The sequence below is a fragment of the Pseudomonas sp. RIT-PI-a genome (assembly GCF_001187875.1).
Classification (GTDB): domain Bacteria; phylum Pseudomonadota; class Gammaproteobacteria; order Pseudomonadales; family Pseudomonadaceae; genus Aquipseudomonas; species Aquipseudomonas coleopterorum.
Genome location: NZ_LGIR01000013.1, coordinates 100,646 through 119,286 on the forward strand (window position 1 = coordinate 100,646; position 18,641 = coordinate 119,286).

The window sequence follows — 18,641 nt, forward strand, 5'->3', positions numbered from 1 at the left end:
CGCCCCTATTCCACGATCAAGTGGTGGAACAGGAGCGCATCAGCCTGAGCACTCAGGCCGAAACGGGCTTCAGAGCGGGCGAACCGTGGTCGGCAGCGGCGCGGCCAACAGGCGCTCGTCGAGCAGCCCGAGACCTTCCTGGAACAGCAGGTTGCTGCGTTCGGTATCGCCGAGCTGGGCCAGCAGGCGCGCCAGCTCCGCACAGGTTTCCGGGCTACGCTGCAGGCGCAGGCTGCTTTCCAGGTAATCGCGTGCCTTGCCCCACAGGCGGTTCTGCAGGCAGAGGCGGCCGAGTGTCAGCAACAGCCCGGCGTCATCGGTGTGTTGCTTGAGCCAACCTTCGGCGGTCTGCAACTGGCGCGCCGGATCGTTGCCGATGACCAGGCCGTACAGGCGAGCCAGGTGCGTGTCGTATTGACGCTTCTGCGCGGTACGCAGGACCTCTTCGGCCTGGGTCTGCGCACCTACCTGCCGCAACTGCTCGGCATAGGCAAGGACCAATGCAGGCTCCTGACGCTGCGCCGAACTCAGTGCCTGCCATGCGCGCTCGAGTGCAGCAAGGCCCGCTTCGCCCTGACCTTGATCCGGTGCCGATACATGCGCGGCCACGCTGAGGTTCTCGCCCCAGGCACGCCGTTCCAGTTCGGCCAGCTCGGCCGCTGGCAAGGCTTTGTCCTTGCGCAGTTGTGGCAGTAGCTTCACCACGGCAGCCCAGTCTCCACGTTGCTGATGCACGCGTTGCAATTGACGCAACACCTGCACATTGCGCGGATGACGCTCGTGCATGGCCTGCAGGGTTTGCAGGGAGCCGTCGCTGTCGCCGCGATCGCTCTGCAGTTGGGCATGGCTCAAGGCAATCGCCAATTCGGCTTGTGGCTGACGTGCCAGGGCCTGTTCGAGCAGGCTGTCGCTGTCTTCGTAGCGGCCCAGCTCGTTGGCTGCGCGGGCTGCGCCCAGGTAATACAGCAGGGGCTGACGTTCGTGTTCGGCGGCGTGCTGCAGGTGCTTCTGAGCGCTGGCCCAGCGTCCTTCGGCCAGGTCCAACTGGCCCTTTTCGATAGCAGCCTGCACGCGGCGACTGCGGTTGCGGCCCGACCATGGATTGACCACGCGGCCGGATGTAACCACCACGCTGATCAGCAGATAGATGATGAATACCAGCAGCACCAGCACCAGCAAGGCCAGCAACGTGGTCCACAGGCCGGATTCGTAGCGCATCACATGGGGGTAGTCGATCAGCACGTAGCCTGGGTGCTTGGCCACGGCCAAGCCGAGCCCGACCATGGCGGCGATCACCAGAAACAGGATCACGTAGAACCGTTTCATGGCTGGCTCTCCGCAGCGCCTGGCGTGGCTTCGGTCGATTTCTGCAGGCCTTCGACCGGCGTATGGCGGCGTTGCAGGTAGGCCTGGATGGCATTGAGGCTGGCATCCAGATCAGGTGTGGTGACCGACACCGGCTGGCTCTTGAGTGCGGTCAGCTGTTCGATCATGGCTTGGGTGTGGCCGTTTTCGCGGTTGAACCCTGCGATGAGAATGCTGCGTGCGTCATCCAGCGCTTGCGTATAGACCTTGCCCTGACCGTTGAGCGCGGCCCATTGTGCCTGTTCCAGTGCAAGGCTCAGAGCCAGGCGAACCTGGTTCAGGCTTTGCCCGGCCAGCAACGGACGGATGCTGTCATCGGGGTTGAAGTCGACGCGGAAGAACCCGGAAATCTTGTTCCACCACTGACGCCAGCGGGTCTCGCCTTCAGGCGAAGTGCCTTGCGCGGCGTCGGCGGCTGCCTGAAATTCCGGGGCCAGGGCCGTCAACTGCGTTGCCTGCTCGCGCAGTGCGCTCAACTGCAGGAACAAGCCGGTGCGGTCGGGCTGGGTTGTGCCTTGCAGCGACGCCAGGCTACGGGTCAATTGTTCGCGGGCGGCGAAGGCTTGTGGGTCATCCTGCTCGCGCAGGATTTCGTCGGCGCCCTGCACCAGTGCCTTGGCGCTGGTGACATCCTGCAGCGCAGACAGACGCAGGCTGGCCAGGCGCAGCAGATGCTCGGCCTCGGCCAGGCGCCAGTCCTTGCGGCTGGCACCCAGCACGGTTTCCAGGCGTTGGCTCAGACGCTGCTGGTCGCCCTGCAACTGCGCGACCAGACGGCGGCGATCTTCCAGTTCGTTGGCATCGGGCAACTGCGCCAGGTCGGCGCTGAGTTGCCGTTCGTTGTGCTCCAGGGTCAGCGTCTGCGTGGCGAGCCCTTCGATCACTCGCGACTGCTGCTGATGACCGGCGGTGAGCGTGCGCACCTGCCACACGCCCCAACCCGCGGCAGCGAGGCCAGCGGCGGCCAGCAGCAGCGCGATGATCGCCAAGCCATTGCCATTGGCCGAGCGCTGAGGCGGCACGGCGGCTGGCTGTTCGAAAGGCGCCTTCGGGGCGCTCTGCGTCTCGTCTTTGGGCAAGGCTGTTTCGCTCACGTGTCCATCCTTTGCATAGGGGCGCGCTCGCCTGGCTGGCGGTCGCGCCTTACGATCTGGGTGCGGTCTGCGTGTGCAGCGCCGCCAGCAACGCCGAAGTGCTGGCACCTCGGCAATCCACAACATTCAAAGCGCCAGCGTCACGCGCCAGCGCCGCCACTCGCGGGCTGGGCACGAACAGTGGCAGGGCGCGGATCGCCGGCCACTGCTCACCTGCCAACTGGTGCAAGTGTTGAAAACCCTGCCCACTGCTGACCACCACGGCGTTCAAGCGTTCCGATTCGATACGGGTCGCCAGCGTACCCGGCGGGTAGACCGGAATGCTGCGTCGATACAGTTGCAGATACTCCACCGCTGCGCCTTGGTCGCGCAAGTGTTCGGCCAGCGCCTCGCGTCCACCCTCGCCACGAATGATCAGCACACGTGGATGAGGGCTGATCAAGGCGGTGCGCAATTGGGCCAGATTCAGCAGGGCTTCGCTATCGTCTCCTGTTTCAGGATACGTCACGTGCAGCCCGCGCTCTTCGAGAATGGCTGCCGTGCCCGCGCCGACGCTGAACCAGGCAGTCTGGCCAAGGCTGGCAGGTGCTTGCTGCAGTGCCAGGCGCGCGGCGGGTTTACTGACCACGATCACTGCGTCGTATTGACCAAGGTTGGCCAGCATTTGCCGCTGGCTATCACTCGACGGCAGAGGCTCGATTGCCAGGAGCGGCAAGCTTGCTGCGAACACACCCTCTTCGCGCAGCGCCTGAGTTTGCTGCGCGCACTCGTCGGTGGGCCGCGTCAGCAACACTCGCCAAGGGGTCAAGGATGACCCGCCTCGCCGTACACCGCACGTAGGATGTCGTCGGCGCCCTGCGCCAGCAACGCCTCGGCCACCTGTACACCCAGCTGTTGCGCATCGGCCAGTGGTGCCCGTGCCTGGGCATGCAGCAACCGCTGCCCGGCTGGATCGCCCACCAGGCCGCGAAGCCAGATCTGTTCGCCTTCGAGCACCGCATAGCAGGCGATGGGCACCTGGCAGCCACCGTTGAGGTGCTTGTTCAGGGCACGCTCGGCGCTGACGCGGAATTCGGTATCGCGATGATGCAACGGCCCCAGCAGCGCATGGATCTCGCTGTCGTCCGTCCTGCATTCGATACCGACCGCGCCCTGGCCGCCTGCAGGCAGGCTATCCTCGACGCTGATGCTGGTGGTGATGCGATTTTCGAAGCCTAAGCGGATCAGGCCGGCGGCGGCGAGGATGATCGCATCGTATTCACCGGCATCGAGTTTGACCAACCGGGTGTTGACGTTGCCCCGCAGGAAGCGGATCTGCAAGTCGGGGCGGCGCGCCAGCAGTTGGGTTTGACGACGCAGGCTGGAAGTGCCGACGACACTGCCGGGCGGCAACGCTTCCAGGCTGTCCCAGGCATTGGAAACGAAGGCATCGCGAGGGTCTTCCCGTTCGCAGATGCAGTACAGACCCAGCCCTTTGGGAAAGTCCATCGGCACGTCTTTCATCGAATGCACAGCGATGTCTGCCGTGCCTTCAAGCAAGGCGGTTTCCAGTTCTTTGACGAACAGCCCCTTGCCGCCGATCTTCGACAATGGCGAATCGAGCAGCTTGTCGCCGCGACTGACCATCGGGACCAGACTGACCTGAAGACCGGGATGGGCCTGCTCCAGTCGAGCCTTGACGTACTCGGCCTGCCATAGGGCAAGGGCACTTTTACGGGTGGCGATGCGGATTTCGCGAATGGGCATGAATCGATCCGTATGAAGATTAGCGGACGATGATACCAGCTGTGCGGCAGGCCGCGCCCAGTCAGCCAGACTGGGCGCGGCCACTGGAGCCCTAGAGGTGCTGCATCATCTTGCGCACACCGGCGACATGGCGTCTGCTGACGATCAGCGCGTCACCGTTGAGGCCTTTCAGGTAGAGCTGAAAGTGGCCCAACGGTGTGCGTTGCAGGCGCTCGATGCGCTCGCGGGCCACCAAAGCATTGCGGTGAATGCGCACGAAACGATCGCCGAACTCGTCTTCCAGTGCCTTGAGCGGCTCGTCGAGCAGCACTTCGCCGCCCTCGTGGCGCAGGGTCACGTACTTGTGGTCGGCGATGAAGTAGATCACCTGGTCCAGTGGAATCAGCTCGATGCCTTTACGGGTTCGCGCACTGATGTGGCTGCGCGGACCGGTACCGGCCTCGGCAGCAGGACGAGTCAGTGCAGCCAACTGCACACGGTTGGGCTTTTCAGCCTTTTTCAGTGCTTCGAGCAAGTGTTCGGAGCGCACCGGCTTGACCAGATAACCCACGGCGCTGACCTGGAATGCGTCCAGGGCGAACTCGTCATGGGCGGTGCAGAACACCACCGCTGGAGGCGTGTCGCGCTCGCACAGCTTGGCGGCGACTTGCAGCCCGTCCAGGCCCGGCATGCGAATGTCGAGCAAGACCACATCGGGCTTCTGCGCCTCGATCATGCTCAGGGCTTCTTCACCATTGCTGGCACCGGGTTCGAGCACATGATAGCCCTCGAGCTCGCCAACCAATCGGCTCAGGCGCTCGCGGGCAAGGGGTTCGTCATCAACGATCAGGACATTCATATAGCGCTGGATTCCTGCGTGAGTCTCGCACATGGATAACGTAGACAAGTGAAGTGACGACCGTCACGGCGATTCACGCTAAGACTTGCGCGCGGACCGAAAAGTGCCGCAAGTCGAGCGCCAATGTTCGCCAGTGCCTGCTGGGTTCCGCCCGAGGCGTGCCCCGCGGCGGCTTCTTGGTAGGGATTGCTGATGGTCAATATGAACTCTCCCCCTTTATAGTCGGCCTCCACGCTGACCACCCCACCCGAAATCAAAGGGGCGATGCCATGTACCAGCGCATTTTCCAACAATGGTTGCAAGGTTAGTTGAGGGATCGGCAGATCATCCGGGATTGTTTCGATCCTCCAGTGCAACTGTAGACGCTCACCGAGACGATATTGCTCAATCGATAAATAACGTTTGGCCAATTCAACTTCGTCCCGCCACATGACCAGGCTGTTGGGCTGGGCGAGACTGGCGCGGAACAGGTCGGACAGGTTGAGCACCGCCTGCTCGGCCTTCACCGGATCGCTGACCACCAGGCTGGCGATGCTGTTCAGGCTGTTGAACAGGAAGTGCGGACGAATGCGCGCCTGCAAGGCCTGGATGCGCGACTGCAGTTCAGCCTGCTGCTGGCGCCGCCACTGGCTCTGCAAGTAGAAGTAACGCAGCAGCAGTGCCGACATGATCAGCCCGATGAGGGCATGACGCAGGTATCGGTTGACCTCCACGGTCGGCGTGTCGAGCCCGCCCAACTGGAAATAGTCGATCACCGCTGTGCCTGTCAGGGTCAGCCCCACCACCAATGCGCAGCACAGGCTACCTGCCATGCCTGGGCGCAGCCGCGCCAGCCAGGGGCGCAGGGTACAGAGCAGGCCCGCCGAGAGCAGGACGATCCACTGCACGAACAGCGACGTCAGCGCCAGGCGCACCCAGTTGAAGCCCGGATTCATGGGCTCGGCCAGCACCAGCACGAACACCAGCAACTGCGCTAGTACGATCAGCATCAGCAAGGCCTGGGGCAGGCAGAGCTCGGGCAGGAAAAAGTCCGGCTCGGGAGGGTTCGACGGCTTGCTGAACATGTACGGTTCCTGGCTGCTGTGGTGTGTTGCGGGCCTCTTCGCGGGCAGAGGGCTCGCCGCCCGCCCCGCTCCCACAGGTCAACGTGATCACTTGTGGGAGCGAGGGCTGCCCGCGAAGGGGTGAATGCAGACAATAGACATCTGCACTATGCCGCCAACAGACCCAGGCCGCATTTGTTATTATCGCGGCAATTTCCCGTTCACGCCTTGCACGAGCCTATTCATGAGCACTGACAAGACCAACCAGTCCTGGGGCGGCCGCTTCAGTGAACCCGTCGACGCCTTCGTCGCCCGCTTCACCGCATCGGTCGACTTCGACCAGCGCCTCTACCGCCATGACATCATGGGCTCGATCGCCCACGCCACCATGCTGGCCAAGGTCGGCGTGCTCACTGACGCGGAGCGCGACACCATCGTCGACGGCCTGCGCACCATCGAGCAGGAAATCGAGGCTGGCCAGTTCGACTGGCGCGTGGACCTCGAAGACGTGCACATGAACATCGAGGCGCGCCTGACCGATCGCATCGGCGTGACCGGCAAGAAACTGCACACCGGGCGCAGCCGCAACGACCAGGTCGCCACCGACATTCGCCTGTGGCTGCGTGACGAAATCGACCTGATCCTGGGCGAAACCCCCCGCCTGCAGCAAGGCCTGCTGCAGCAGGCCGAGCGCGAAGCCGACACCATCATGCCGGGCTTCACCCACCTGCAGACGGCCCAGCCGGTGACCTTCGGGCATCACCTGCTGGCCTGGTTCGAAATGCTCAGCCGCGACCATGAGCGCCTGGTCGACTGCCGCAAGCGCACCAACCGCATGCCCCTGGGCAGCGCTGCGCTAGCCGGCACCACCTACCCGATCGACCGCGAACTGACTTGCCAGTTGCTGGGCTTCGAAGGCGTCGGTGGCAACTCGCTGGACGGCGTGTCGGACCGTGATTTCGCCATCGAATTCTGCGCTGCGGCGAGCATCGCCATGATGCACCTGTCGCGGTTTTCCGAAGAGCTGGTGCTGTGGACCAGCGCGCAGTTCCAGTTCATCGACCTGCCCGACCGTTTCTGCACCGGCAGCTCGATCATGCCGCAGAAGAAGAACCCCGATGTGCCGGAACTGGTGCGTGGCAAGAGTGGCCGGGTGTTCGGTTCGTTGATGGGCCTGCTGACCTTGATGAAGGGTCAGCCGTTGGCCTACAACAAGGACAATCAGGAAGACAAGGAGCCCTTGTTCGACGCCGCCGATACCCTGCGCGACTCACTGCGGGCCTTTGCCGACATGATCCCGGCAATCAAGCCCAAGCACGCCATGATGCGCGAAGCCGCGCTGCGTGGCTTCTCCACGGCCACCGATCTGGCCGATTACCTGGTGCGCCGTGGCCTGCCGTTCCGCGATTGCCACGAGATCGTCGGGCATGCGGTGAAGCATGGTGTGGACACCGGCAAGGACCTGGCGGAAATGAGCCTGGAAGAGTTGCGCCAGTTCAGCGATCAGATCGAAGCGGATGTGTTCGAGGTATTGACCTTGGAAGGCTCGGTCAACGCCCGCGATCACATCGGCGGCACCGCGCCGGCTCAGGTACGTGCAGCCGTCGCTCGTGGCCGGGAATTGCTGGCGGCTCGCTAAGTGCGCCTGGCAGGTCCGGCCTCTTCGCGGGCAGAGGGCTCGCCGCCCGCCCCGCTCCCGCAGTAGGTGTTGAACATCCTGTGGGAGCGGGTCTCTGCCCGCGAAGGGCGCCCCACAGAATCCGACATTGACCCCATCGAGAACATGCCATGAGCGACAACCTGATAGACGAAGACGAAGCGTTCGCCGAGGCCACCCTCACCCAGGCCATCGAGAACCAGATCGAAAGCGACAACCCGCCGGCTGCCAAGGCCACGTTCAACAAGCTGACGCTGGTCGGTTACGAGCGCGAGGACATCCTCAACATGATGGCTCATGTGTTGGCGATCGAGATCGACGCCATCCTGGAGCAGGACCGGCCCTTCGACACCGCCTGGTACGAAGCCGCCCTGCGCGCCCTGCCCGAGCTGCCACCGGAAAAAGTCTGACGCCGCACAGGCGCGTTCGCCCAGGGCTGACTACACTGGAAAAACCCCGCTGCCACCGCATCAGGGGTACAGCGCACAGCGCCATTCGGCGCTGTCGTTCATTCCATAAGAAAGTCGGGAGCGCCTATGTCGTCCTATACCCCGGAACTGGTTGCCGAGCTGGAAATCCTTGCCCTGTTCAACCTCGGCAACACCATGGAAGGTCTGAAAATCCACCACACCGCGTCGCCCGCGGCCATTGCTGCCGCCACTCGCCTGCATGACAAGGAACTGATCACCAAGCCTGACGGCGGCTACCTGACCAGCCTGGGCCATGAAGCGGCCGAGCACGCGCAGTCGTTGCTGACCATCCTGACGGTGGCCGAACCTGCCTGAGCGGCAGAGGCTTTATCGATCGTCCGCAGGCGCCGCCAGCGCCTGCAACCGGCGCTGCTCGGCAGCCGCGATGATTTCGCGCCGAGTGTCGTCATCGGCCGAGCGCCAGGCCCTGATGTCCTCGACGTGGCGGAAACACCCCTGACAGACCCGCTCTTCGTCCAGTCGGCACAAGCTCACGCAGGGTGACTGTACCGAGGGGCTGACATTGCTGTAGAGAGGCTTAGGCGCGCGTGCAGGCTGGCTCACAATCATCAGATCTCTTCGAAGTCCAGCTCGACGCCGGCTTGCTCCTTGACGGCCCGGGCCAATACTTCGCCCAGCAGCTCCTCGGATTTCTCGCAGCTCCACTGGCCCGACTCTTCGTCGTAGTCGAAGTGATAGCCACCGGAGCGTGCGGCCAGCCACAGCTGGCGCAGGGGCTCCTGGCGGCTGATGATCAGCTGGCTGCCGTTGTCGAACTTGATGGTCATCATGCCGGCGGAAATCTCGATGTCGTCGGCGTGGTCTTCGAGCAACTCCTCCAGCGCCTGCTGGGTGGCATCGACCAGGTCGTGGAAACGGGCTTCGGTCAAACTCATTGCAGGAACCTCGGAAAGTGTCTGTGCGCGCTACGGGCGGCAAGATACGAGCAGCCAGCGGTTTATGCAAAGCATAATGCACCCGTCTGGATCGATGGCACTGCTGGCAGGCCACCTGCATAGCCACCATGCCGGGCGCTGGGTATACTCGGGCGCAATTACTGCTTATACAAAGGATTTCGCCATGAAGCGCCTGATCTCTTCCCTGGCCGCGCTCGTCGCCGTTGCCTGCCTGGTGTCCGCCTGCGGTCAAAAGGGCCCGCTGTACTTGCCCGATGACAGCAAATCCCCCGAAGACCAAGCCAAGTCGTCGCAACCGCACAAGCATTACTAAGGGAACACCATGGACGCTTTTCAACGCCGCGACGGTGAACTGTTCGCCGAAGGCGTAGCGCTGTCTGCCGTGGCCCAGCGCTTCGGCACGCCGACGTACGTCTACTCGCGCGCCCACATCGAGGCGCAGTACAACGCCTACGCCGATGCCCTGCAGGGCACCTCCTCGCTGGTCTGCTTCGCCGTGAAGGCCAACTCCAACCTGGCCGTGCTCAATGTCCTGGCGCGTCTGGGCGCCGGTTTCGACATCGTTTCGGGCGGCGAACTGGAGCGCGTGCTGGCCGCTGGCGGGCGCGCCGATCGCGTGGTGTTTTCCGGCGTCGGCAAGACCCGCGCCGACATGCGCCGCGCCCTGGAAGTGGGCGTGCATTGCTTCAACGTCGAATCCACTGACGAACTGGAGCGCCTGCAGGAAGTGGCCGCCGAGCTGGGCGTGCGGGCTCCAGTGTCGCTGCGGGTCAATCCGGATGTCGACGCGGGCACCCATCCGTACATTTCCACCGGTCTGAAAGAGAACAAGTTCGGCATCGACATCGCGGCTGCCGAAGACGTCTATGTGCGTGCCGCGCAACTGCCCAACCTCGACGTGGTGGGCGTGGACTGCCACATCGGCTCGCAGCTGACCACCCTGGCGCCGTTTCTCGACGCACTGGACCGTCTGCTCGATCTGGTCGATCGCCTGGGCGATTGCGGCATTTACCTGCGCCACATCGACCTGGGCGGTGGCCTGGGCGTGCGCTACAGCGAAGAACAGCCGCCACTGGTGGCCGACTACATCAAGGCCGTGCGCGAGCGCCTGGACGGCCGCGAGCTGACCCTGGTGTTCGAGCCGGGACGTTTCATCGTGGCCAATGCCGGGGTGCTGTTGACCCAGATCGAATACCTCAAGCACACCGAGCACAAGGATTTCGCCATCGTCGATGCGGCCATGAACGACCTGATCCGCCCGGCCCTGTACCAGGCGTGGATGAACGTCACCCCGGTCAAGCCGCGTGAAGGTCAGGCGCGCGCCTACGACATCGTCGGGCCGATCTGCGAAACCGGTGACTTCCTGGCCAAGGACCGTGAACTGGTGCTGGCCGAAGGCGACTTGCTGGCAGTGCATTCGGCCGGCGCGTACGGTTTCGTCATGAGCTCGAACTACAACACGCGCGGTCGTTGTGCCGAGGTGCTGGTCGATGGCGACCAGGCGTTCGAAGTCCGCCGCCGCGAAACCGTGGCTGAGCTTTTCGCCGGCGAAAGCCTGTTGCCGGAGTAATCCCATGCTACTGCGTTTTACCAAGATGCATGGCCTGGGCAACGACTTCATGGTGCTGGACCTGGTCAGCCAGCATGCCCACATCCTGCCCAAGCATGCCAAGCAATGGGGCGATCGCCATACCGGCATCGGCTTCGATCAACTGCTGCTGGTCGAAGCACCGAGCAATCCGGACGTCGACTTCCGCTACCGCATCTTCAATTCCGACGGCTCCGAAGTGGAACAGTGCGGCAACGGCGCGCGCTGCTTCGCCCGCTTCGTGCTGGACAAGCGCCTGACGGCCAAGAAGACCATCCGCGTGGAAACCAAGGGCGGCATCATCACCCTGGACGTTCGCAGCGATGGCCAGATCAGTGTCGACATGGGTCCGCCGCGCATGCTGCCGGCCGATATCCCGTTCCAGGCTGACGTCCAGGCGCACAGCTATGCGCTGTCGGTCGATGGCCAGAGCGTCGAGATCGCGGCGCTGTCCATGGGCAACCCCCATGCGGTGCTGCGCGTGGACGACATCAACAACGCACCGGTGCATACGCTGGGGCCGAAGATCGAACATCATCCGCGCTTTCCGGCACGGGTGAACGTGGGCTTTCTGCACGTCGTCGATCGCACCCGCGCCCAGCTCCGTGTCTGGGAGCGTGGCGCCGGTGAAACCCAGGCCTGTGGTACCGGCGCGTGCGCCGCTGCAGTCGCGGCCATCAGCCAGGGCTGGATGGACTCCCCGCTGCTGCTCGATCTGCCGGGCGGCCGCCTGTCCATCGAATGGGCCGGACCAGGCCATTCGGTGATCATGACCGGCCCTGCGGTGCGGGTCTTCGAAGGACAAGTGCGTTTATGAGCGAGTACAGCCAATGACCGATCAGCCTCAAGTACCCGCGCCTGCGGAGCTCCTGGAGGCTTCGGCCGTGGCCGAGTTTCTCGCCGCCAACCCGGCCTTCTTCGAGCAGCATGAAGAACTGCTGACCCAACTGCGCCTGCCCCACCAACGCGGTGACACGGTGTCGCTGGTGGAGCGGCAGATGACCCTGCTGCGCGAGCGCAACGGCGAGATGCGCCAGCGTCTTTCGCACCTGATGGAAGTTGCCCGCGACAATGACCGCCTGTTCGAGAAGACTCGACGACTGATTCTGGCCATGCTCGATGCCACGTCCCTGGATGAGTTGGTGATCAGCGTCGAGGACAGCCTGCGCGAAGATTTCCAGGTGCCGTTCGTCAGCCTCATCCTGTTCAACGACATCCCTGCCCCGGTGGGTCGCAGCGTGACCAGCGGCGAAGCCCAGCAAGCCATCGGCGGCCTGTTGTCGGAGGGCAAGTCGCTCAGTGGCGCATTGCGCGAACACGAACTGGCGTTCCTGTTCGGCAGCGATCAGGCCTCGCAGGTCGGCTCGACCGCGCTGGTGCCGTTGCTGCACCAGGGCCTGCACGGCGTGCTGGCCATCGGCAGCCGCGACCCTGCGCATTACAAAAGCTCGGTGGGCACGCTGTTCCTCAGCCACATCGGCGAAGTGCTCAGCCGGGTATTGCCGCGTTACACCGGCGCCTTGCGCTCGGTGCGCTGAAGTGCGTGAACAGCTGGACGCCTACTGCACGCACCTGCGCAGTGAGCGCCAGGTGTCGGTGCACACCCTGGATGCCTATCGACGCGACCTGACGAAAGTCGTCGAGTTCTGCGAGAAGGAAGGCCTGGCCAGTTGGCAGGTATTGGACATCCAGCAGTTACGGCGCCTGATCGCGCGCCAGCATCAGCAGGGACAGTCGTCGCGCAGCCTGGCACGGCTGCTTTCGGCAGTGCGCGGCCTGTACCGCTACCTCAATCGCGAAGGCCTGTGCAGCCATGATCCGGCCAATGGCCTGGCCCCGCCCAAAGGCGAGCGGCGCCTGCCCAAGACGCTGGACACCGATCGGGCCCTGCAGCTGCTCGAAGGAGCGGTGGAAGATGACTTCCTGGCTCACCGCGATCAGGCCATTCTCGAACTGTTCTATTCCTCGGGCCTGCGGTTGTCGGAGCTGACCAGTCTCGACTTGGGCCAGCTCGACCTCGCCGATGGGCTGGTGCAAGTGCATGGCAAGGGCAGCAAGACCCGCGTGCTGCCTGTAGGGCGCAAAGCGCGCGCGGCCCTGGAGCAGTGGCTGTCCATGCGCCCGATGAGCAATCCGATCGACGACGCGGTGTTCGTCAGTCAGCAGGGCCGACGTCTCGGACCGCGCGCCATCCAGGTGCGGGTCAAGGCCGCCGGCGAGCGCGAGCTGGGGCAGAACCTGCACCCGCACATGTTGCGTCACTCGTTCGCCAGCCACTTGCTGGAGTCTTCCCAGGACCTGCGCGCCGTGCAGGAAATGCTCGGCCACGCCGACATCGCCACCACGCAGATCTATACCCACCTGGACTTTCAGCACCTGGCCAGTGTCTATGACAGTGCCCATCCACGGGCCAAACGCAAAGGCGGCGACTCATGAGCATCAAGCTGATCACCTTCGACCTCGACGACACCCTATGGGACACCGCCCCGGTGATCGTCAGCGCCGAGGCCATCCTGCGTGACTGGCTCGCCGATCAGGCGCCGAAGCTGGGACCGGTGCCGGTGGAACACCTGTTCAAGATCCGCCAACGCCTGGTCGACGCCGATCCTTCGCTCAAGCATCGCATCAGTGCGCTGCGCCGCCGCGTACTGCTGCACGCCATGCAGGAAGCCGGCTACCCGGAAGACGAAGCCGAGCCGTTGGCCGACAAGGCCTTCGAGGTATTCCTGCATGCCCGGCATCAGGTGGAGATCTTCCCGGAGGCCCAGCCGACCCTGGAAATCCTCTGTCAGCGCTACACCCTGGGCGTGGTCACCAATGGCAACGCCGATGTGCGCCGGCTGGGCCTGGCCGACTTCTTCACCTTCGCGCTGTGCGCTGAAGACTTGGGTGTGGGCAAGCCGGATTCACGGCCGTTTCTGGAGGCCATGCGCCTGGGCGGTGCAAGCGCTCATGAATCGGTGCACATCGGCGATCATCCGGGTGATGATATCGCTGGCGCGCAGAAGGCAGGCATGAAGGCCATCTGGTACAACCCGCAGGGCAAGCCATGGACCGCCGAAGGCAAACCCGACGCCGAAGTGGCCAGCCTGGTCGAACTGCCCGCGTTGCTAACCCAGCTAGCCTAGTCACCGCTGTGGGAGCGGGGCGGGCGGCGAGCCCTCTGTCCGCGAAGAGGCCTGAACTGACCACCCCACGCCCACAAAAAAGCCCGCAGCGACCGCGGGCTTTTTCGTCAGCGCGCCAAGCGCAACAGACCGTCAGATAGGACGGCTGCCGTACTTGTTGTCGGGCTTCTTGGGTGGATCGGCCACCACATTGGGCTCGACTTCCTGCACCTTGCCGCCGCGCGAAAGAAATTCTTCCATCGCCCGCGCCAGCGCATCGCGCTCTTTGTTCTTGGCTTCGATACTCGGCAGTTCATCCACCGACACCGCGGCCTTGGCCTTGCCTTTGGCTGCAGGTGCGGGCGTGTCGCCACCTTCGTCGTCCGCCACGTCTTCGGCAGCGGCTTCGAGGGTTTCCTCGGTATCGTCTTCTTCGCCTACTTCGAGGTCGTCGTTTTCCAGATCATCGTCGCTCATGTTCTACCTCATGACTTGCGAAAGCAGATTATTTATAGCCCAGCTTTACCTTATGTCGACGGCTGCCGGAAAAAATTCACATCCACTGATAACCAGCGGTCAAGCGTCCTCGCCATACAGCGTGGCAAGGACCCGACGCGCGCCGCCATGATCGCGATGCTCGCCCAAATAAATACCTTGCCAGGTACCTGTCGCCAGCCTTCCCGAGGTGACCGGAACGGTCACCTGGCAGCCCAGCAAGCTGGCCTTGAAGTGCGCAGGCAGGTCATCGGGGCCTTCGTCGTTGTGTTCGAAACCGTCCGAGCCCTGTGGCACCAGACGGTTGAAGAAGCGCTCGAAGTCCCGGCGAACGGCCGGATCGGCGTTTTCGTTGACGGTCAACGACGCCGAGGTGTGTTGCAGCCACAAGTGCAGCAGGCCCGTGCGGCATTCGCGCAGGCGCGGCAGTTGTGCAAGCAACTCGTCAGTCACCAGATGAAACCCGCGAGGCCTGGCTCGCAAGGTGATGAGGGTCTGCTGCCACATACCGTTCTCGTCCGTTCGGGGCGCATTCTAGCGCGCTCTGGGAAAAAGCAAAGAGCCTGTTCGTGACTGTTTTGCAGTGAGCCGCCGTCCTCGATCGCTACGGCAAAGGGCCGCCCCCGCGGCAAACCCGCAGGGACTGAAGCAGATGACAAATCGCAGGCAAAAAAATGCCCGGCAAGCCGGGCATTTTTTTCCGAACGGTTACAAGTTGTAGCCGCGTTCGTTGTGTTGCGCGAGGTCAAGGCCCACGGCCTCTTCTTCCTCGTTGACTCGCAGACCCATCACTGCATCCAGAACCTTGAGGATGACGTAGGTGACGATCGCGGTGTAGACCACGGTGAAACCGACACCCTTGAGCTGGATCCAGACCTGCGCGCCGATGTCTTCGACGGTGCCGAAACCACCCAGTGCGGGAGCGGCGAACACGCCGGTCAGGATGGCACCGACGATGCCACCGATACCGTGTACACCGAAGGCGTCCAGGGAGTCGTCGTAGCCCATCTTGCGCTTGAGCGTGGTGGCGCAGAGGAAGCAGATGACACCTGCCGCCAGACCGATCACCAGGGCGCCCATCGGGCCAACGGTGCCGGCAGCCGGGGTGATGGCAACCAGGCCAGCGACCACGCCCGAAGCGATACCCAGCGCGCTTGGCTTGCCGTGGGTCAGCCACTCGGCGAACATCCAGCCCAGTGCAGCGGCGGCGGTTGCGATCTGGGTCACCAGCATCGCCATGCCGGCGGTGCCGTTGGCGGCAGCGGCGGAACCGGCGTTGAAGCCGAACCAGCCGACCCACAGCATGGCTGCGCCGATCAGGGTGTAGCCCAGGTTATGCGGCGCCATCGGCGTGGTTGGGTAGCCCTTGCGCTTGCCCAGCACGATGCAGGCAACCAGACCCGCCACACCGGCGTTGATGTGCACCACGGTGCCGCCGGCGAAGTCCAGCACGCCCCAATCCCACATCAGGCCGCCGTTGCCGGACCAGACCATGTGCGCGATCGGTGCATAGACCAGGGTGAACCAGATGGCCATGAAGATCAGCATCGCGGAGAACTTCATGCGCTCGGCGAAGGCACCGACGATCAGCGCCGGGGTGATGATGGCGAAGGTCATCTGGAAGGTGATGAACACCGCTTCGGGGAACAGCGCCGCCGGGCCGGTGATGCTGCTCGGGGTGACGCCGCTGAGGAACGCCTTGGACAGGCCGCCGACGAAGGAATTGAAGTTGACGACGCCTTGTTCCATGCCAGTCGTGTCGAAGGCCAGGCTGTAGCCGTAGACCATCCACAGAATGCTGATCAGGCCGGTGATGGCAAAACACTGCATCATCACCGAGAGCACGTTCTTGGAGCGCACCATGCCGCCGTAGAACAACGCCAGGCCAGGAATGGTCATGAACAGCACGAGGGCGGTCGAGGTCAACATCCAGGCGGTATCGCCGGAGTTGAGAACGGGGGCTGCCGCCTCGTCCGCCAAGGCAAGGCCAGGCATTGCGAGGGACAACAGGGCTCCTAGCCCTGCGAATTGACGCAGAGTCATATTGTTTACTCCTGGGGCGTTGGGTTGTGTCGGCTTTTTTTTAGATTGCGTCGGTATCGGTTTCGCCGGTACGGATGCGAATCGCCTGTTCCAGATTGACCACGAAAATCTTGCCGTCGCCGATCTTGCCGGTGTTGGCGGCCTTGGTGATGGCTTCGATGACGCGATCCAGATCCTTGTCGTCGATGGCAACGTCGATCTTGACCTTGGGCAGGAAGTCGACCACGTACTCCGCGCCGCGATACAGCTCGGTGTGGCCTTTCTGCCGACCGAAACCCTTGACTTCGGTTACGGTGATGCCCTGCACGCCGATTTCCGACAACGACTCGCGGACGTCGTCCAGCTTGAATGGCTTAATGATGGCAGTGACTAGCTTCATGAAACTCTCTCCCGAATTGGTGGACTTGCCCCAGGAAAACAAACCCGGATCAAGTCTAAGCGCAGTGCCTGGCTTTGTAACGCATCGTCGACCCCGCAGCCCCGGACCGACACCAGATAAACTGCTCCTGACGAAACACATCCTGCGAAGCTCAGCACTGCTCTCGTCACGGCGAGTCCATCAGTGCCTGGGTCACTTGGCTCTAAGCAGAAAGCTTGCCATGTCGCGCAAACCGCGTGATTTCGCCGCCCTGCCCGGCTTTTGTGCGACTGCGCGAGCAGGTCGCGCCAGCAGGTGCACAACAAGGGTGCAGCCATGGGCACGCTCGTGCTCGAAAACCGTGCGCAGCCGGCCTGCTTTTCAGCATGGGGCTGCGTGATACACTGCAACCCACTCTGCCTCAGGATATTTTCCATGCTTGCGCCCAAAGCTTTTCTCGACGCCCTGAGCGACCACGCATCCCGCCTGTTCAGCGGCGATACCGCGCAGCCGCGCGCCGAACTCGAAAGCCAGTTCAAGGCCTTGCTGCAGTCCGGTTTCAGCAAGCTGGACCTGGTCAGTCGCGAAGAATTCGATAGCCAGATGGTCGTCCTGGCGCGTACCCGTGCGCGGTTGGAGAGCCTGGAAGCCAAAGTAGCCGAGATGGAAGCCAAGGCCGCGCCCAAGGCCGACTGACATCAAGGTGCAGCACGTCGCTGGGGCGACTGCACCGCTTTGCGTCACTCCCAGGCATTGCCATTGAACATGCCATTGAACAGCAGGGACGTGCTTCGATGAACCGCAACGAGCTGCGCAAGGCCGATATCAACCTGATGGTGGTGTTCGAAGCGCTCATGCTCGAGCGCAACGTCACCCGCGTCGCGGAAAAGCTGTTCCTCGGCCAACCCACCGTCAGCTCGGCGCTGAACCGGCTGCGCGCCCTGTTCAACGACCCTTTGTTCATCCGCATCGGCCATCGCATGGAGCCCACCGCCCGTGCCGAGGAAATCATCCGGCACCTCTCGCCCGCGCTGGACGCCATGTCCGTCGCGCTGAGCCTGACTCACGATTTCGACCCGACCGTGAGCACCATGACCTTCCGCATCGGGCTCTCCGACGACGTCGAGTTCGGCCTGCTGCCGCAGGTGCTGCGCGCCTTGCGCACCGAGGCGCCAAAAGTGGTGATCGTGGTGCAGCATGTGGATTACTGGCGCATCCCCGACCTGCTCGCGTCCGGCGACATCACCGTGGGCATCAGCCAGACCCGCGGCCTGCCGGCCAACGCCAAGCGCAAACTGCTGCGCCGCATGCGCCCGCGCGTGCTGCGCGCCGACAAGTCCGCCACACCGCTGACCCTGGACGAATACTGCTCGCGCCCCCACGTGCTGGTGTCGCCCACCGCGCACACCAGCGGCATTGCCGACGAGTGGCTGCAGGAAATCGGTCGCACACGCCAGGTGGTACTGTCGGTGCCCCAATTCAGCTCCCTCCCCGCGCTGCTCGCCGGCACCGACCTGCTCGCCGGCCTGCCCGACTACGCCGCAACCGCCATGGCCGCCCATGGCAATCTGTTCGACGAACCGCTGCCGTTCGATGCGCCCACCCTGGACCTGTCGATGGTGTGGTTGAGCATCACCGATACCGATCCGGCGGAGCGGTGGTTGCGGTCGCGGTTGGAGGCGTTCATGGGGGATCGGGGTGGGGTGGTGTAGGGTCGCAACAGCGCATCACTCATCACACAAATCCGCCACCAATGCCGGGTTTGTCGTTTAAAGGCAACATCTGGACATGGTGAACTGCCTACTGCTTTCATCCTTCCGTCCGTAGCACCGTGAATCACTTCCCCACTGGCATACCCGCCCTCATCCACTACCCTCGCACCACCACCGCAGGAAGCGGTTCATCTTTCAACGCATGGAG

The 18,641-nt window shown here is 63.5% G+C and carries 23 protein-coding genes; 11 read left to right on the forward strand and 12 right to left on the reverse strand.

The window, feature by feature from the left end; translation table 11 throughout:
• Nucleotides 1-69: 69 nt before the first annotated feature.
• The 6 genes from AC788_RS08945 to AC788_RS08970 form a co-directional block, all read right to left on the reverse strand.
• Entirely contained in the window at nt 70-1,326 is a 1,257-nt protein-coding gene (locus AC788_RS08945; RefSeq protein ID WP_049860313.1) for a heme biosynthesis HemY N-terminal domain-containing protein, read from the reverse strand.
• Nucleotides 1,323-2,459: a uroporphyrinogen-III C-methyltransferase gene (locus AC788_RS08950; RefSeq protein WP_049860314.1), complete on the reverse strand. Its 1,137-nt coding sequence runs from the start codon at nt 2,457-2,459 to the stop codon at nt 1,323-1,325. Before AC788_RS08950 ends, AC788_RS08945 begins: the two co-directional genes overlap by 4 nt.
• Nucleotides 2,460-2,508: 49 nt before the next feature.
• Complete coding sequence (locus tag AC788_RS08955; protein ID WP_049860315.1) at nt 2,509-3,267, reverse strand: uroporphyrinogen-III synthase; 759 nt, start codon at nt 3,265-3,267, stop codon at nt 2,509-2,511.
• Nucleotides 3,264-4,205 (reverse strand): hydroxymethylbilane synthase, encoded by a 942-nt coding sequence (gene hemC / locus AC788_RS08960; protein WP_049860316.1) that lies wholly within the window; start codon nt 4,203-4,205, stop codon nt 3,264-3,266. Before hemC ends, AC788_RS08955 begins: the two co-directional genes overlap by 4 nt.
• Before the next feature lie 91 nt (nt 4,206-4,296).
• Entirely contained in the window at nt 4,297-5,043 is a 747-nt protein-coding gene (locus AC788_RS08965; RefSeq protein WP_049860317.1) for a LytR/AlgR family response regulator transcription factor, read from the reverse strand.
• Nucleotides 5,040-6,107: a sensor histidine kinase gene (locus AC788_RS08970; RefSeq protein WP_049860318.1), complete on the reverse strand. Its 1,068-nt coding sequence runs from the start codon at nt 6,105-6,107 to the stop codon at nt 5,040-5,042. Before AC788_RS08970 ends, AC788_RS08965 begins: the two co-directional genes overlap by 4 nt.
• A 223-nt stretch (nt 6,108-6,330) precedes the next feature.
• Here AC788_RS08970 and argH point away from each other — a divergent pair, with 223 nt between their 5' ends.
• The 3 genes from argH to AC788_RS08985 all read left to right on the forward strand — a co-directional run bounded on the left by argH (nt 6,331) and on the right by AC788_RS08985 (nt 8,528).
• The gene (argH, locus tag AC788_RS08975; RefSeq protein WP_049860319.1) at nt 6,331-7,725 is read left to right on the forward strand and encodes an argininosuccinate lyase; all 1,395 of its coding nucleotides are present in this window, start codon (nt 6,331-6,333) and stop codon (nt 7,723-7,725) included.
• 149 nt (nt 7,726-7,874) lie between these two features.
• On the forward strand, nt 7,875-8,153 hold the full coding sequence (locus AC788_RS08980) for a hypothetical protein (protein WP_049860320.1): 279 nt from the start codon (nt 7,875-7,877) through the stop codon (nt 8,151-8,153).
• Between the two features lie 126 nt (nt 8,154-8,279).
• Nucleotides 8,280-8,528 carry a TIGR02647 family protein gene (locus AC788_RS08985; RefSeq protein WP_049860321.1) on the forward strand — a complete coding sequence of 83 codons (249 nt, stop codon included), beginning with the start codon at nt 8,280-8,282 and terminating at the stop codon, nt 8,526-8,528.
• A 12-nt stretch (nt 8,529-8,540) separates the two neighbouring features.
• On the opposite strand, the gene AC788_RS08990 is transcribed toward AC788_RS08985, so the two are convergent.
• Nucleotides 8,541-8,783 carry a DUF1289 domain-containing protein gene (locus AC788_RS08990; RefSeq protein WP_049860322.1) on the reverse strand — a complete coding sequence of 81 codons (243 nt, stop codon included), beginning with the start codon at nt 8,781-8,783 and terminating at the stop codon, nt 8,541-8,543.
• Nucleotides 8,783-9,109 carry an iron donor protein CyaY gene (cyaY, locus tag AC788_RS08995; RefSeq protein WP_049860323.1) on the reverse strand — a complete coding sequence of 109 codons (327 nt, stop codon included), beginning with the start codon at nt 9,107-9,109 and terminating at the stop codon, nt 8,783-8,785. Before cyaY ends, AC788_RS08990 begins: the two co-directional genes overlap by 1 nt.
• A 184-nt stretch (nt 9,110-9,293) precedes the next feature.
• Between cyaY and lptM the strand changes: the two genes are divergently transcribed.
• Genes lptM through AC788_RS09020 form a run of 6 tightly spaced genes read left to right on the forward strand, consistent with a single transcriptional unit; the run spans nt 9,294 to nt 13,846 of the window.
• Complete coding sequence (gene lptM / locus AC788_RS21295; protein WP_043192229.1) at nt 9,294-9,443, forward strand: LPS translocon maturation chaperone LptM; 150 nt, start codon at nt 9,294-9,296, stop codon at nt 9,441-9,443.
• A 9-nt stretch (nt 9,444-9,452) separates the two neighbouring features.
• Nucleotides 9,453-10,700 carry a diaminopimelate decarboxylase gene (lysA, locus tag AC788_RS09000; RefSeq protein ID WP_049860324.1) on the forward strand — a complete coding sequence of 416 codons (1,248 nt, stop codon included), beginning with the start codon at nt 9,453-9,455 and terminating at the stop codon, nt 10,698-10,700.
• Nucleotides 10,701-10,704: 4 nt separating this feature from the next.
• Complete coding sequence (gene dapF / locus AC788_RS09005) at nt 10,705-11,535, forward strand: diaminopimelate epimerase (protein ID WP_049860325.1); 831 nt, start codon at nt 10,705-10,707, stop codon at nt 11,533-11,535.
• 13 nt (nt 11,536-11,548) lie between these two features.
• On the forward strand, nt 11,549-12,256 hold the full coding sequence (locus AC788_RS09010; protein WP_049860326.1) for a DUF484 family protein: 708 nt from the start codon (nt 11,549-11,551) through the stop codon (nt 12,254-12,256).
• Between the two features lies 1 nt (nt 12,257).
• Nucleotides 12,258-13,154, forward strand: coding sequence for a tyrosine recombinase XerC (gene xerC / locus AC788_RS09015; protein ID WP_049860327.1), 897 nt, complete (start codon nt 12,258-12,260; stop codon nt 13,152-13,154).
• Nucleotides 13,151-13,846 (forward strand): HAD family hydrolase, encoded by a 696-nt coding sequence (locus AC788_RS09020; protein WP_049860328.1) that lies wholly within the window; start codon nt 13,151-13,153, stop codon nt 13,844-13,846. Before xerC ends, AC788_RS09020 begins: the two co-directional genes overlap by 4 nt.
• Nucleotides 13,847-13,978: 132 nt before the next feature.
• Here AC788_RS09020 and sutA read toward each other — a convergent pair whose 3' ends face one another.
• The 4 genes from sutA to glnK form a co-directional block, all read right to left on the reverse strand.
• Complete coding sequence (gene sutA, locus AC788_RS09025) at nt 13,979-14,302, reverse strand: transcriptional regulator SutA (RefSeq protein ID WP_043192223.1); 324 nt, start codon at nt 14,300-14,302, stop codon at nt 13,979-13,981.
• 99 nt (nt 14,303-14,401) lie between these two features.
• The gene (locus AC788_RS09030) at nt 14,402-14,827 is read right to left on the reverse strand and encodes a secondary thiamine-phosphate synthase enzyme YjbQ (RefSeq protein ID WP_049860329.1); all 426 of its coding nucleotides are present in this window, start codon (nt 14,825-14,827) and stop codon (nt 14,402-14,404) included.
• Between the two features lie 201 nt (nt 14,828-15,028).
• Nucleotides 15,029-16,363: an ammonium transporter gene (locus AC788_RS09035; RefSeq protein WP_049860330.1), complete on the reverse strand. Its 1,335-nt coding sequence runs from the start codon at nt 16,361-16,363 to the stop codon at nt 15,029-15,031.
• A 40-nt stretch (nt 16,364-16,403) separates the two neighbouring features.
• Nucleotides 16,404-16,742 (reverse strand): P-II family nitrogen regulator, encoded by a 339-nt coding sequence (glnK, locus tag AC788_RS09040; protein ID WP_002555808.1) that lies wholly within the window; start codon nt 16,740-16,742, stop codon nt 16,404-16,406.
• Nucleotides 16,743-17,156: 414 nt separating this feature from the next.
• Here glnK and AC788_RS09045 point away from each other — a divergent pair, with 414 nt between their 5' ends.
• Both AC788_RS09045 and AC788_RS09050 read left to right on the forward strand, forming a co-directional pair.
• Nucleotides 17,157-17,417 carry an accessory factor UbiK family protein gene (locus AC788_RS09045; protein WP_049860331.1) on the forward strand — a complete coding sequence of 87 codons (261 nt, stop codon included), beginning with the start codon at nt 17,157-17,159 and terminating at the stop codon, nt 17,415-17,417.
• A gap of 98 nt (nt 17,418-17,515) precedes the next feature.
• Nucleotides 17,516-18,433, forward strand: a complete 918-nt coding sequence (locus AC788_RS09050; RefSeq protein WP_049860332.1) for a LysR family transcriptional regulator — start codon at nt 17,516-17,518, stop codon at nt 18,431-18,433.
• Nucleotides 18,434-18,641: the final 208 nt, after the last annotated feature.

Bases quoted from the DNA above. Each gene is read 5' to 3' on its own strand.
- AC788_RS08945 (WP_049860313.1), bottom strand. From the start codon at position 1,326: ATGAAACGGTTCTACGTGATCCTGTTTCTGGTGATCGCCGCCATGGTC.
- hemC (WP_049860316.1), bottom strand. From the start codon at position 4,205: ATGCCCATTCGCGAAATCCGCATCGCCACCCGTAAAAGTGCCCTTGCC.
- AC788_RS08965 (WP_049860317.1), bottom strand. From the start codon at position 5,043: ATGAATGTCCTGATCGTTGATGACGAACCCCTTGCCCGCGAGCGCCTG.
- AC788_RS08970 (WP_049860318.1), bottom strand. From the start codon at position 6,107: ATGTTCAGCAAGCCGTCGAACCCTCCCGAGCCGGACTTTTTCCTGCCC.
- argH (WP_049860319.1), top strand. From the start codon at position 6,331: ATGAGCACTGACAAGACCAACCAGTCCTGGGGCGGCCGCTTCAGTGAA.
- AC788_RS08980 (WP_049860320.1), top strand. From the start codon at position 7,875: ATGAGCGACAACCTGATAGACGAAGACGAAGCGTTCGCCGAGGCCACC.
- AC788_RS08985 (WP_049860321.1), top strand. From the start codon at position 8,280: ATGTCGTCCTATACCCCGGAACTGGTTGCCGAGCTGGAAATCCTTGCC.
- AC788_RS08990 (WP_049860322.1), bottom strand. From the start codon at position 8,783: ATGATTGTGAGCCAGCCTGCACGCGCGCCTAAGCCTCTCTACAGCAAT.
- cyaY (WP_049860323.1), bottom strand. From the start codon at position 9,109: ATGAGTTTGACCGAAGCCCGTTTCCACGACCTGGTCGATGCCACCCAG.
- lptM (WP_043192229.1), top strand. From the start codon at position 9,294: ATGAAGCGCCTGATCTCTTCCCTGGCCGCGCTCGTCGCCGTTGCCTGC.
- lysA (WP_049860324.1), top strand. From the start codon at position 9,453: ATGGACGCTTTTCAACGCCGCGACGGTGAACTGTTCGCCGAAGGCGTA.
- dapF (WP_049860325.1), top strand. From the start codon at position 10,705: ATGCTACTGCGTTTTACCAAGATGCATGGCCTGGGCAACGACTTCATG.
- AC788_RS09010 (WP_049860326.1), top strand. From the start codon at position 11,549: ATGACCGATCAGCCTCAAGTACCCGCGCCTGCGGAGCTCCTGGAGGCT.
- AC788_RS09020 (WP_049860328.1), top strand. From the start codon at position 13,151: ATGAGCATCAAGCTGATCACCTTCGACCTCGACGACACCCTATGGGAC.
- sutA (WP_043192223.1), bottom strand. From the start codon at position 14,302: ATGAGCGACGATGATCTGGAAAACGACGACCTCGAAGTAGGCGAAGAA.
- AC788_RS09030 (WP_049860329.1), bottom strand. From the start codon at position 14,827: ATGTGGCAGCAGACCCTCATCACCTTGCGAGCCAGGCCTCGCGGGTTT.
- AC788_RS09035 (WP_049860330.1), bottom strand. From the start codon at position 16,363: ATGACTCTGCGTCAATTCGCAGGGCTAGGAGCCCTGTTGTCCCTCGCA.
- glnK (WP_002555808.1), bottom strand. From the start codon at position 16,742: ATGAAGCTAGTCACTGCCATCATTAAGCCATTCAAGCTGGACGACGTC.
- AC788_RS09045 (WP_049860331.1), top strand. From the start codon at position 17,157: ATGCTTGCGCCCAAAGCTTTTCTCGACGCCCTGAGCGACCACGCATCC.
- AC788_RS09050 (WP_049860332.1), top strand. From the start codon at position 17,516: ATGAACCGCAACGAGCTGCGCAAGGCCGATATCAACCTGATGGTGGTG.